Annotated in this window: 9 protein-coding genes; 4 read left to right on the top strand and 5 right to left on the bottom strand. The window is 73.7% G+C overall.

From position 1 onward, the window contains the following. Window positions 1–54 precede the first annotated feature (54 nt). Complete coding sequence (locus ADK64_RS20710) at window positions 55–720, top strand: SDR family NAD(P)-dependent oxidoreductase (RefSeq protein ID WP_053661115.1); 666 nt, start codon at window positions 55–57, stop codon at window positions 718–720. Between the two features lie 83 nt (window positions 721–803). Further along, a complete protein-coding gene (locus tag ADK64_RS20715) occupies window positions 804–1,751 on the top strand; it encodes an MIP/aquaporin family protein (protein WP_053661117.1) in 948 nt (315 codons plus the stop codon). Between the two features lie 10 nt (window positions 1,752–1,761). On the opposite strand, the gene ADK64_RS20720 is transcribed toward ADK64_RS20715, so the two are convergent. From ADK64_RS20720 to ADK64_RS20730, 3 genes are all read right to left on the bottom strand, one after another. Beyond that, on the bottom strand, window positions 1,762–2,109 hold the full coding sequence (locus ADK64_RS20720) for a transcriptional regulator (protein ID WP_053661118.1): 348 nt from the start codon (window positions 2,107–2,109) through the stop codon (window positions 1,762–1,764). Continuing rightward, the gene (locus ADK64_RS20725) at window positions 2,106–2,585 is read right to left on the bottom strand and encodes a hypothetical protein (protein WP_053661121.1); all 480 of its coding nucleotides are present in this window, start codon (window positions 2,583–2,585) and stop codon (window positions 2,106–2,108) included. Before ADK64_RS20725 ends, ADK64_RS20720 begins: the two co-directional genes overlap by 4 nt. A gap of 126 nt (window positions 2,586–2,711) precedes the next feature. After that, window positions 2,712–3,773, bottom strand: coding sequence for a PucR family transcriptional regulator (locus tag ADK64_RS20730; protein ID WP_053661123.1), 1,062 nt, complete (start codon window positions 3,771–3,773; stop codon window positions 2,712–2,714). Window positions 3,774–4,055: 282 nt separating this feature from the next. On the opposite strand from ADK64_RS20730, the gene ADK64_RS20735 reads away from it, so the two are divergent. After that, the gene (locus ADK64_RS20735; RefSeq protein ID WP_053661125.1) at window positions 4,056–6,365 is read left to right on the top strand and encodes a hypothetical protein; all 2,310 of its coding nucleotides are present in this window, start codon (window positions 4,056–4,058) and stop codon (window positions 6,363–6,365) included. 125 nt (window positions 6,366–6,490) lie between these two features. Further along, a complete protein-coding gene (locus ADK64_RS20740; protein ID WP_053661127.1) occupies window positions 6,491–11,347 on the top strand; it encodes a DNA repair ATPase in 4,857 nt (1,618 codons plus the stop codon). A 9-nt stretch (window positions 11,348–11,356) separates the two neighbouring features. Here the strand turns inward: ADK64_RS20740 and ADK64_RS20745 are convergent, their stop codons facing one another. Next, window positions 11,357–11,725: a hypothetical protein gene (locus ADK64_RS20745; protein ID WP_053661130.1), complete on the bottom strand. Its 369-nt coding sequence runs from the start codon at window positions 11,723–11,725 to the stop codon at window positions 11,357–11,359. Window positions 11,726–11,785: 60 nt separating this feature from the next. After that, window positions 11,786–12,313, bottom strand: coding sequence for a hypothetical protein (locus ADK64_RS20750; RefSeq protein ID WP_053661132.1), 528 nt, complete (start codon window positions 12,311–12,313; stop codon window positions 11,786–11,788). Window positions 12,314–12,378: the final 65 nt, after the last annotated feature.

Raw genomic sequence — 12,378 nt, forward strand, 5'->3', positions numbered from 1 at the left:
CCGGGCCTGGCCGCGGAGGTGTGGGGCGGCGCCGGGTGCGGTACGGATGGCCGCATGAGCAGTGTCGCCATCGTGGGTGCCGGGCCAGGGCTGGGGGCCGCTGTCGCGCGCCGGTTCGGGCGGGAGGGCTTCGCCGTCGCCCTGGTCGCCCGGCACCGGGAGCGGCTCGACCGGATGGTGGACGAGCTCGGCGGCCAAGGGGTCCGGGCCGGTGGGTTCGTCGCCGATGTGCGCAGGCCCGAGGAGCTGGCCGGGGCGTTGCGGCGGGCCGCCGGTGAGCTGGGGACCGTGGAGGTGTTGCAGTACAGCCCGGTGCCGCACCGGGACTTCATGCGGCCCGTGCTGGAGACCGGGCACCGGGATCTGGTCGCGCCCCTGGAGTTCTCCGTGTACGGGCCGGTCGCCGCCGTGCAGCAGGTGCTGCCGGGGATGCGCCGGCTCGGGCGCGGGACGATCCTGTTCGTCAACGGCGGGACCGCCGCCGTACCGCACCCCGAGCGGGCGGGGACGTCCGTCGCGTTCGCCGCGGAGAGCGCGTACGGGCACCTGCTGCACGAGCGGCTCGCCGGGGAGGGCATCTACGTCGCACAGCTCGTGATCCCGGGGGCGATCACCCTCGGGCACGCCCGGAAGGACCCCGGCGTGCTCGCAGAGGTGTTGTGGGGCCTGCATCTGGAGCGGCACGGGTTCCGGCACTTCGCCGACGATCTCGACAGCTGACGGGGCACCGTCAGACTGCGGGACCACGGTTTGTACGCCAATATGGTGGCGTTGGCCGCATTGCTCTCTTCAAGGGGGCCTCCATGGCTGTCGAAATCCCCGCGATCATCAAGCCGTCCCGGCTGCGCAGCAGGGGCGGGCTGCTCGGGGAGTGCCTCGCCGAGTTCCTCGGCACCTTCGTGCTCATCTCCTTCGGCTGTGGTGTGGTCGCGATGGCCGTCGCGGCGCTGCCCGGTTCGGGCCGCGCCGCGACGCCCACCACGATCTTCCTCGCGGCGGGCGACTGGCTGCTGATCGCGTGGGGCTGGGCGTTCGCCGTCGCCTTCGGCGTCTACGTCGCCGGCGGCGTCAGCGGCGCCCATCTCAACCCGGCGGTCACCCTGGCCATGGCCGTGCGCCGCGGGTTCTCCTGGGCCAAGGTCGTGCCGTACTGGTTCTCGCAGGTCGTCGGCGCCTTCGCCGGGGCGGCCCTGGTCTACCTCGTCTACCACGACGCGATCCACGCCTACGACCAGGCGGCGCCGGGCCCGAAGGTGAACGGGCACACGAACGCCACCTTCTCCATCTTCGCGACCTTCCCCGCCGCGTACTTCCACGGCGGCTACTGGGGGCCGCTGATCGACCAGATCGTCGGTACGGCCTTCCTGCTCATGCTGATCGCCGCCGTCCTCGACGCGCGCAACCAGGCCGTGAAGTCCAACCTCGCCCCCCTGGTGGTGGGTCTGGTCGTCGCCGCGGTCGGCATGTCCTACGGCGCCAACGCGGGGTACGCGATCAACCCGGCCCGTGACTTCGGGCCGCGGTTTTTGACCTGGGTCGAGGGCTGGAAGAGCCTGGCCTTCCCGGGGAGCGTGTCCGGCTCGTTCAGCGGCTACTGGTGGATCCCGATCGTCGGGCCGCTGATCGGCGGCGTGGTCGGGATCGTCGTGTACGACCTGTTCGTCGGTGATGTCCTGCTGCTCCGGGCGGAGTTGCAGGAACTGCCGGAGCCGGGCCGGTCGAGGCAGGTACGGACGACCGACGAGGAGTAGGCGCAGCACGTCAGGCGGTGTCGGGCGGGCCCTCGGTGCAGGCGCCGGCGGCCCGGCGGGCCGCCGCGGCGATCTCCTCCAGCGCCGCCAGATGGCGGGCCAGCGACCGGCGGCCGGTGAGCGTGAGCGAGGCCCAGGTGCGCGGACGCTTGCCCAAGTACCCCTTGCGGACACTGACATGGCCCGTCTTCTCCAGCGCCGAGAGGGTCTTGCTCAGCGTGGAGTCGGAGATCTGGCAGTAGTCCCGCAGGACGGCGAACTCCGCCTCGCCGCACGCCGAGAGATAGGCGGCGAGGGCCAGCCGGGTGGGATGGTGGAGTTCGCGGTCCAGGGGCGGTGGCGAGGCGGGTTCCCTCATGCGGTGCCGCCCAGACGCCAGCGGATCCCGCGCAGCACGTAGTCCGCGCCCGACGCCACGCCGAAGGTGACGAGCCAGCCCGCCACGCCGTACGGGATCCAGGCCAGCAGGCCCAGGGCGGTCGGGACGAGCGGCACCACCCAGGCGTACCAGGCCGGACGGCCCGGTCCGCGGTTCCGGTCGAACCAGCCGGTCACACCGCCGTGGTGGGCGCCGAACCAGATCAGCGCGAAGAAGCCGGCCAGGCTCGCCAGACCGGCGAGCACCAGCCAGATCCCGTACCGCGGCATCCGGTCGGACAGCCCCAGCGCGATGAAACCGGCCGCGAAGGTCAGGCCCTGGCCGATGGCGTACCCGAAGGGCCGGTCGCGCGCCCCGGCCTTCCGCGCCGCCGCCTTCGCGGCACACGCGGCGGCGAGCGCGTCCCGCGCCCGGCGGGCATCCATCACGTCCGTGGGTTCCCCCGTACTGTCCATGCGTCAACCTCCGTGAGGGGTGGGGTGGTTGGTCGGACCACCCCGGATTCGTACTGTCAGCATGGACATTACTTTCCAAGAATGCAAGTACTTTCCGTCGGTTGTGATCCCTGCCGGGTCCGCCGCTTACAGAGGCCGGTTCGGCCAGTCCAGGAGGCGGGCTCCTATGACCGCCGTCTGGAGCGTGTAGCGGTGGGCCGGGTCGGCCGGGTCGGCGGCGGTGAGGTGGTGGATGCGTTCCAGACGGTAGGTGAGGGCCCGGACACTGAGGCTGAGGCGGCGGGCGGCCTCGGCGGCCACGCAGCCGGAGTCGAAGTACGCCGTCAGGGTCTCCAGCAGCGGGGCGGCTCCGCCGCGCGCCTGGGTGAGGGGGCCGAGGGTGTGCCGCACCAGGTCGGCCATCGCCTGGCGGTCGCGGGCCAGTACCGGGTAGACCAGCAGGTCGGCGGCGCGCAGGACCGGCTCGGCCAGATCGAGGCGTTCGGCCATCTCCAGGGCGGCCAGGGCCTCTTCGTAGGACTGCACGACACCGCCGGCGCCGTGCTGCGGGCGGCCGATGGCGACCCGGCCGCCGTCCGTCGCCGCGTACGCCTGCTTGGCGAAGTGGAGGAGGATCTCGTCCTCGTCGCCGGGCGCGATGCACAGCAGCCGGCCGTTCTTGGTGGTGAACAGGATGCTGTGGGCGTCGTACCGGGCGAGGACGGCGGCCTCCACGCGGCGGGCGACCGGGCCGCCCTCGGTGTAGGCGCTCGGGCCCTCGGCGACGGCCACCGCGTGCGCCCGGGAGAGCCGCAGGCCGAAGCGTTCGGCGCGCTCGGCTAGCCGGCCCAGGTCGCTGCGGCCGTAGAGCAGGTCGTCGATGAACTCCCGGCGCGCGGCCTCCTCACGCCGCACCGCGAGCCGCTGGGCGCGCTCGTAGCCCTCGGCGAACGCGTCGACGGCCTGCTGCACGGCGGCCAGCGCGCTGTCGGCCGAGCCGGGCGCGGCGGGCCAGGCGGCGCGGGCGGCGGCGAGGTGGGCGACGACCAGGGCACGCAGCCCGTGCCCGTCGTCGGCGGCCTGCTCGCCCAGGGTCCGCCGGTTCTTCAGTTCCTCCCTGGTCAGCCGCCGGCCGCTGGCCGCGACCTCGGCCAGCGTCTGTGTGAAGCCGTTCAGATAGCGCCCGTACACGGCCTGCTGTTCCGGCATGCGTCGACGCCCCCCCGTTCCCCCGTGTCCCCGTTCCCCCGTGTCGCCGTGGGATCTTGACGCTCCGGTGACGCTTTCTTAGCGTCCGTCCGGCATCCAGACCCTAGTCAACACTGCCGGAAACCGGCAATGCGCCGGCATGCGCCCGTCCCGCACCATTCCTTGCGGGGAGCACTACGGAGGGTCGCGGTGCCGGGGTCCGGCAACCAGCCGGTACGGGGGTCCGGCACCGCGACCTTTTGGGGGGCTCCGTATCTCATCGTCTGACGCAAGGACGTAGTCATGGAAGCCCTCGGCGTGCTGGTCGCCGTATGTCTCGTCGTCGTGTTGCTCGCGGTGCTCGGGTTCTCCCGGCTGTACCGCAAGGTGGACCAGAGCCAGGCCCTGATCGTCTCGAAGACGCGCAGGGTGGACGTGTCCTTCACCGGACAGGTCGTCCTGCCGATCCTGCACAAGGCCGAGGTCATGGACATCTCGGTGAAGACGATCGAGATCAGCCGGGCCGGCCGGGACGGACTGATCTGCCGCGACAACATCCGTGCCGACATCCGGATCCTGTTCTTCGTGAAGGTCAACAAGACCGTCGAGGACGTCATCAAGGTCGCCCAGACCGTCGGCACCGAGCGCGCCAGCCACCAGGACACCCTCCAGGAGCTGTTCCACGCGAAGTTCTCCGAGGCGCTGAAGACCGTCGGCAAGCAGCTGGACTTCACCGACCTCTACACCAAGCGCGAGGAACTCCGGTACCACGTCATCGAGTTGATCGGCATCGACCTCAACGGCTACCACCTCGAGGACGCGGCGATCGACTACCTGGAGCAGACCCCGCTCACCCAGCTCGACCCGGCCAACGTCCTCGACGCCCAGGGCATCCGCAAGATCACCGAGCTGACGGCGGTCGAGCACGTGCGCACCAACGAGGCGCAGCGCACCGAGCAGAAGGAGATCACCCGGCAGAACGTCGACGCCCGCGAGACCATCCTGGAGCTGGAGCGCCGGCAGGCGGACGCCGAGATCAAGCAGAAGCGGGAGATCGAGACCTCCCGCGCCCGCGAGGAGGCCGAGACCGCCCGCGTGGTGGAGGAGGAACGGCTGCGCGCCCAGGGCGCCTTCCTGCGCACCGAGGAACAGCTCGGCGTGCAGCGCGAGAACCAGGCCCGGGAGATCGCCGTCGCCGCGAAGAACCGCGAGCGGGTCATCGCCGTCGAGAACGAGCGCATCGAGAAGGACCGGCTGCTGGAGGTCATCGCCCGGGAGCGGGAGACCCAGCTGACGAAGATCTCCGCCGAGAAGGAGGTCGAGGCGGAGAAGCGGGAGATCGCCGAGGTCATCCGGGAGCGGGTCGCGGTGGACCGTACGGTCGCCGAGCAGGAGGAGTCCATCAAGAAGCTCCGCGTGGTCGAGGAGGCGGAGCGGGAGCGGCAGGCCCTCGTCATCGCCGCCGAGGCGGAGGCGCAGGAGAAACTGGTCAAGGACATCAAGGCGGCCGAGGCCGCCGAGCAGGCCGCGACGCACCGGGCGGCGGAGGAACTGACGCTCGCCGAGGCCCGGATGAAGACCGCCGACCTCGACGCCCGGGCCAAGCTGCGGCTCGCCGAGGGCGTCCAGGCCGAGGCCGCCGCCGAGGGGCTGGCCGCCGTACAGGTCCGCGACAAGGAGGCCGAGGTCACCGTCAAGGCCGGCCGCGCGGAGGCGGAGGCCACCGAGGCACGGCTGCGGGCCGAGGCCGAGGGCACCCAGGCCAAGGCGCTCGCCGAGGCGGAGGGCGCGCGGGCCAGGGGGCTCGCCGAGGCGGAGGGCGCGCGGGCGGCGGCGGAGGCCACCGTGGCCCGGCTGAAGGCCGAGGCCGAGGGCGCGCGGGCGAAGGGCCTTGCGGACGCCGAGGGAACCAAGGCCAGGTCGCTCGCGGAAGCGGAGGGCGCGCGGGCCAAGGGGCTCGCCGAGGCGGAAGGCGCGCGGGCGGCGGCGGAGGCCAACGAGGCCCGGCTGAAGGCCGAGGCGGAGGGCGCCCGGGCGAAGGCCCTCGCGGAGGCCACCGGCATCGGCGAGAAGCTGAAGGCCGAGGCGGCCGGTCTGACCGAGAAGGCCGCCGCGATGGCCGCCCTCGACGAGGCCTCGCGCGGGCACGAGGAGTACCGGCTGCGGCTCCAGGCGGAGAAGGAGATCCGGCTGGCCGGCCTGGAGACGCAGCGGCAGGTCGCCGAGGCGCAGGCGGCGGTCCTCGCGACCGGGCTGGAGCACGCCGACATCGACATCGTCGGCGGCGACTCCGTCTTCCTCGACCGGCTGGTGTCCTCGATCTCGCTCGGCAAGAGCGTGGACGGCTTCGTCGACAACTCCCACACCGCCCAGGTACTGGGGAAGTCCTGGCTGGACGGCTCGGGCAGCTTCACGGAGGACCTGGGCAGCGTTCTCGGCTCGCTCGGCACGGCGGATGTGCGCAACCTGACGGTGTCCGCGCTGCTGATGAAGCAGATCAAGGGCGGCGGCCCGCAGGCGGGCCAGCTCCAGAAACTCCTGGACAGGGCGAGTGAACTGGGCCTGTCGGACACACCGGTGACGGCGCTGAACGGGAGCGCGGCGCAGAACTGAGGGCCGGCGGTACAACCTCCCAGGGCCGCGGGGCCGTATCGATATGCGGCTCCGCCGCGATGGGGGCACCGGGTTCGAGCGAAGCCGAGAACCTGGGGGAGCGACCAGCCACGAAGCACCCGCACATGATCACGAAGGGAAACACCCCCATGGCCACCGTCGACGCCGGTACCTACGAGGTGCTCCGCGACCGGCTGGCAGCCCGGGCGGCGGAGCTGGGCCGGCGGGCCGAGACGCTCAACGCCCGCCGCGCCGAGGAGTTCGGCTCGGCCCGGGTGGAGCTGGCGGCCACCGCCCGGCTCGCCACCGGCCACCCGTGCGTGCCGTGCGACATCGTGGCCGTGGGGGAGGCGCTCCTCTTCGGCGGCACCGGCAGGACGGCCGGCGGTACCGACACCGCCGAGGCCGCCGTGGCCGACGTCCTCGCGCTCTACGACCGGGACGGCGCGCGGCTGCCCGAGGACGCCGTGCCCGGTCTGCTCGACGACCCGGCGTTCGTCCGCGAGTTCACCGCCCTGCACCGCTACTACCGGCAGGCCCGGCTGCTGCGGCTGCGCCGGGTCGACGGCCGGCTGCTGGCCGTGTTCCGCACCGGTGAGAAGGCCGACGACGTCCGCGTGCTGCGCTGGAGCGTCGCCGACGACGGCCGGGTGGCGTTCCTGGACGCGCGCGGTGACCGCGACGACGTCTTCCCGCCCGGCCAGGACGTGACCTGGACCGAGACCACCCGCGAGGACCACGTCCTCGGCCGGGACCCGTACGTGGCCGTGCCCGGCGGGCTCGGTGTGACCACCGTCGGCGGCGCCCTGACCGTGCGCACCCCGGACGGGGCGACGCTGTACGCCGAGCCGGTGCAGGAGCCGCTCCAGGCGCTCGCCGACGCGGCCGTCGCGCACGCCCAGGCCGGCCCGCTGGTGCTGCTGCGCATCCGGCCGTACAAGGAGGACGCCGACCGTCATCTGGTCTTCGACACGCTGACCCGGACCGTCGTCCGGCTCGACGGCATCGGACAGGCCTGCCGCCGGCTGCCCGAGGAGCAGGGCATCGTCTTCCCGGGCGGCTACTGCCTGGCGGGCGGCACCCACAAGACGTACGAACTCGACGTGCACGGGCTGGAGTTCGAGCGCGAGACGCGGGCGCCGAACGGCGAGGACGTGCTGTACGCGTTCCGCTCCCGGGCCGGCGGCCGCACGCTGCTGCTGCCGTACAACACCCTGCGCAAGGAGGTCGCGACCCCGCTGTCGTGCCGGGGCTGGGCGCTGTTCGAGGACGGCGCGCTCGCCGTGCTGCGCGCCGACGGCGACGAGCCGGCGCACACCCATCCGCTCCAGTGGTGGACCTCGCCCTACGTCTCCGACACCCACGCGGCCGCCCTGCGCACCGGCACCGGGGCCCTGGCCAGGGTCGGCAACGCGGACCTGGTGCGCGGGCTCGCCGACTGTCTGTCCGTGGCCCGGCTGGTCGCCGACGGTATCGAGACCAGCGAGGGCTACCGGGCGCTGGCCGCCGCCTGTGTGCGCGCCGCCGACACCCATCACTGGCTCGCCGACGACGAACTCGGCTCCCTGGCAGACCCGTTGGCCGAGGTGCGGGACACCGCCGAGCAGGTGCTGGCCGAGTTCGAGACGGTACGAGAGCTGACCCGGCAGGCCGCCGAGGCCCTCGACGAGGCCGCCGAGCGGATCTCCTCGGCGGTGCGCCGGCTGCGCGGCGAGGCCCCGCGCGAGGCCGCCGCCTGGGTGCGCGGGCTGACCGAACTGCGGCACGCGCACGGGCATGTGCTGACCCTCACCGAGCTGCGCCACGCCGATGCCGCCCGGGTGGCGGAGCTGGCCGCCGGTGCCGAGGCAGACCTCGCCGCGTTCGGGCGGCGCGCGGTGGCGTTCCTGGCCCGCGAGGACGCCTTCACCGGCCAGCGGGAGGAGGTCGAAGGGCTCGTCGCCGAGGCCGCGGCCATCGAGACGGTCGCCGCGGCCGCGCCCGTCGCCGCCCGCCTCGACGACCTCGCCGAGGGCCTGCGCACGGTCACCGAGGTCGTCACCGGCCTCGACATCGCCGACGCCACCGTCCGTACGGCCGTCCTGGAGCGGATCGCCGACGTGCTCGGCGGCGTCAACCGGGCCCGCGCCACCCTCGACGCCCGCCGCCGCGGCCTCAAGGACCACGAGGGGCGTGCCGAGTTCGCCGCCGAGAGCGCCCTGCTCGCCCAGGCCGTCACCGCCGCGCTGGCCGGGTCCGGCACCCCGGAGGAGTGCGACGACCAACTGGCCTCCGTACTGGGCCGCTTGGAGGATCTGGACGGCCGGTTCGCCGAGTTCGACGACTTCCTCGCCGAACTCGCCGACCGGCGCACCGAGATCTACGAGGCCTTCGCCGCGCGCAAGCAGTCCCTCGCCGACGCCCGCGCCCGCCGCGCCGAACAGCTCGCCGTCTCGGCGGGGCGGATGCTGGAGACGATCGGCCGCCGGGCGGGCACGCTCCCCGACACCGACGCGGTCACCACCTACTTCGCCTCCGACCCGCTGGTCGCCAAGGTCCGCCGCACCGCCGACGACCTGCGCGCCCTCGGCGACAGCGTGCGCGCCGAGGAACTCGACGGGCGCCTGAAGTCCGCCCGTCAGGAAGCGGCCCGCGCCCTGCGCGACCGCACCGACCTGTACGCCGACGGCGGCCGCACCCTGCTCCTCGGCGCCCACCGCTTCGCCGTCAACACCCAGCCGCTCGACCTCACCCTCGTCCCGCACGGCGACGCCCTGGCCTTCGCGGTGACGGGGACGGACTACCGCGCCCCGGTCACCGACCCCGACTTCGCGGCGTACCGCCCCTACTGGGAGCGCCACCTGCCCTCCGAGTCGCCGGAGGTGTACCGCGCCGAGTACCTGGCCGCCCGCCTGCTCGCCGAGCACGGCCCGGCCGCCCTCGCCGCCGCCGACGACCTGCCGGACCTGGTGCGCCGGGCGGCGCAGGAGTCGTACGACGAGGGCTACGAGCGCGGTGTCCACGACCACGACGCGACGGCCCTGCTGCGCGCGCTTCTGCCGCTGTACGAGGGTGCCGGGACCCTGCGCCACGAGCCGGCCGCCCGGGCCGCCGCCCAGCTGTTCTGGGCGCACGGAACGACGCGGGAGGCCCGTACGGCCTGGACCCGGCGGGCGGTGTCGCTGGCCCGCGCCCGGGACACCTTCGGCGCCGTACCGGCCGTCGGCGAGCTGGAGCGGGAGCTGGCGGCGGCGATCCAGGAGCGGGACCCTTCGGCGCCGGGCGGCCCGGCCGCCGCGTACCTCTTCGAGGAGCTGACCGGCGGTCCCGAGGGCTTCGTGCTCGGCGTCGTGGCGCGCACGCTGCTGGAGAAGTTCCGGCAGGCCGCCGGGAGTTACGGCGACGACCTGGAGGGCCTCGCCGATCTCGCCGCGCGCAGGCAGGTGGTCGGGGCCTGGCTCGGGGCGTACACGGCCGCCACCGGCACCGAGGCCGGACCCGGTGAACTGGCCGAGGCGGTGGCCGCCGAACTCTGCCCCGACCTGCCCCGCTACGACGGCGACGCCCCGCTCACCGCGGCGGCGGAGGGCCTGCTGGGCACGCACCCACGCGTGAGCGCCGGTCAACTCCCCTTGCGCATCGATGAGTTCCTCGCCCGGACGACACGCTTCGCGGCCGAGGAGGTACCCGCCTTCCGTGCCTACCAGCGCCGCCGTACGACCCTGGTGGCGGCCGAACGCGACCGGCTCCGTCTGGCCGACCACCGCCCCCGGGTGATGTCGGCGTTCGTCCGGGGCCGGCTGGTGGACGAGGTGTACCTGCCGCTGGTCGGCGACAGCCTGGCCCGGCAGCTGGGCACCACCGGCGCCTCGAAGCGCACCGACACCGGCGGGCTGCTCCTGCTGGTCTCCCCGCCCGGCTACGGCAAGACGACGCTCATGGAGTACGTCGCCGACCGGCTCGGCCTGATGCTGGTGAAGGTCAGCGGCCCGGCGCTCGGCCACGGTGTCACCTCGCTGGACCCGGCCGACGCCCCGAACGCCACCGCCCGCCACGAGATCGAGAAGATCAACTTCGCGTTGGCGGCCGGCAACAACACGCTCCTGTACCTGGACGACATCCAGCACACCTCGCCGGAGCTGCTGCAGAAGTTCATCCCGCTGTGCGACTCCACGCGCCGGGTGGACGGCGTGTGGGACGGCGAGCCGCGCACCTACGACCTGCGCGGCAAGCGGTTCGCGGTCTGCATGGCCGGCAACCCCTACACCGAGTCCGGCGAACGCTTCCGCGTCCCCGACATGCTCGCCAACCGGGCCGACGTGTGGAACCTCGGCGACGTCCTCACCGGCAAGGAGAACGTCTTCGCGCTCAGCTTCGTCGAGAACGCCCTCACCGCCAACCCGGTCCTCGCCCCGCTCGCCGCCCGCGACCGGGCCGACCTGGACCTGCTGGTCCGGCTGGCGTCCGGCGACCCGACGGCGCGCGCCGACCGTCTGGCCCAACCGCTGCCGGCGGCCGAACTGGACCGGGCGGTAGGGCTGTTGCGCCATCTCCTGGCGGTCCGCGAGACGGTGCTGCGGGTCAACGCGGCCTACATCGCCTCCGCCGCCCAGGCGGAAGCCGCCCGGACGGAGCCCCCCTTCCGGCTCCAGGGCTCCTACCGCGACATGAACAAGATCGCCCAGCGGCTGCGTCCGGTCATGAACGACGCCGAGCGCGAGGCCGTCGTCCACGACCACTACACGGCCGAGGCCCAGACCCTGACCACGGGCGCCGAGGCCAACCTGCTGAAACTGGCCGAACTGCGCGGCACGCTCGACGCCGGGCGTGCCGAGCGCTGGGCCGAGGTGAAGACGGCCCATGTCCGCGCCCGCGCCCTCGGCGGGCCCGAGGACGACCCCTTGACGCGGGCGGTGGCGGCGCTGGGGCTGCTGGCGGACCGGGTGGCGGCGGTGGAGTCGGCGATCACGCGGGTGGGGCGGGGGACCGGCTCTACGGGGTGAGGGCGAGGCTCAGAACTCCCAGCCCGGGTTGTCCAGGCTGTGCTTCAGGCAGACCAGCGTCACGGCCCAGACCGCGAGCGTGCCGAGCAGCGCACCGGCCGCCGCCCACAGCCCGGCCCGGCGCCGCAGCAGCCCGCCGGTGACGCCGAGCACCGCCGCCCCGCAGAGCGGCCCGCCGACGAGTGCCAGGCCCGCGTGCACCACCGACATCACTGCCGCCCGGTTCCCGCGGCAGCCGGCCGGCCGCGAGAAGCAGGCGAGGGTGTCCTGGCTGACGTAGTACAGCCCGTACAGCAGGGGCAGCAGCAGGAACGCGGTCAGCACCAGCAGGGCGACGACCGGGCCGCGGTCCGTGGCGGGCGAGGAGGAAGAGGTCACGGCGGCATCGTGGCCGCCTGCCGGGCGACGGCGCATCCGCTGTCGTACTCAGGTGGGCGATCAGCAGCCGTTGTCCGGGAACACCGGGACGAAGCGCAGCCGGGCCCGGTCGTCGGCGGTGCTCGCCGTGTCGTAGTCGGTGCGGGTGACCCGGAACCAGACGTCGTCCCGCCCGGGGTCGCCGTTCACGTCGTCCAGGCGGACGCACCAGCGCTCCGGACGGACCTCCCGCCGGTATGTCTCGGTGCCGTGCCGCACCTGGTGGCAGTCCTGGTAGTGGTCGTCGGTGTACCAGGTGCGGGTGTGGCGCTTTTTGCCCGAGCCGGAGCTGGTGGAGTGCCTGACCTCCCGGGTCTTGGTCGTGCAGGTCTTGACCAGGTGCGGCCGGGTGGCGGTGGTGGTCCTCCTGGTCACGTGGCGGACGCTGTCCCTGAGACCGGCGACGGCGTCGGGGGTCGGCCGCGGGGAGGGGGTGGCGGAGCCGCCGTTCGCGCTCGCCCCGGCGGCACCTCCGTGGCCGCCGCCGCACGCGGTGAGCGCGGCCAGCAGCAGCGCCGTACCGGCCGTGGACCATCGCCTGCCGAGCATCGTGCCTCTCCCCCGGTTGTCGGACGCGCAGCGTAACCGATCGGCGGGGGCGCGTCCCGCCGCGG

The organism is Streptomyces sp. MMG1121, from assembly GCF_001280015.1.
Taxonomy (GTDB): domain Bacteria; phylum Actinomycetota; class Actinomycetes; order Streptomycetales; family Streptomycetaceae; genus Streptomyces.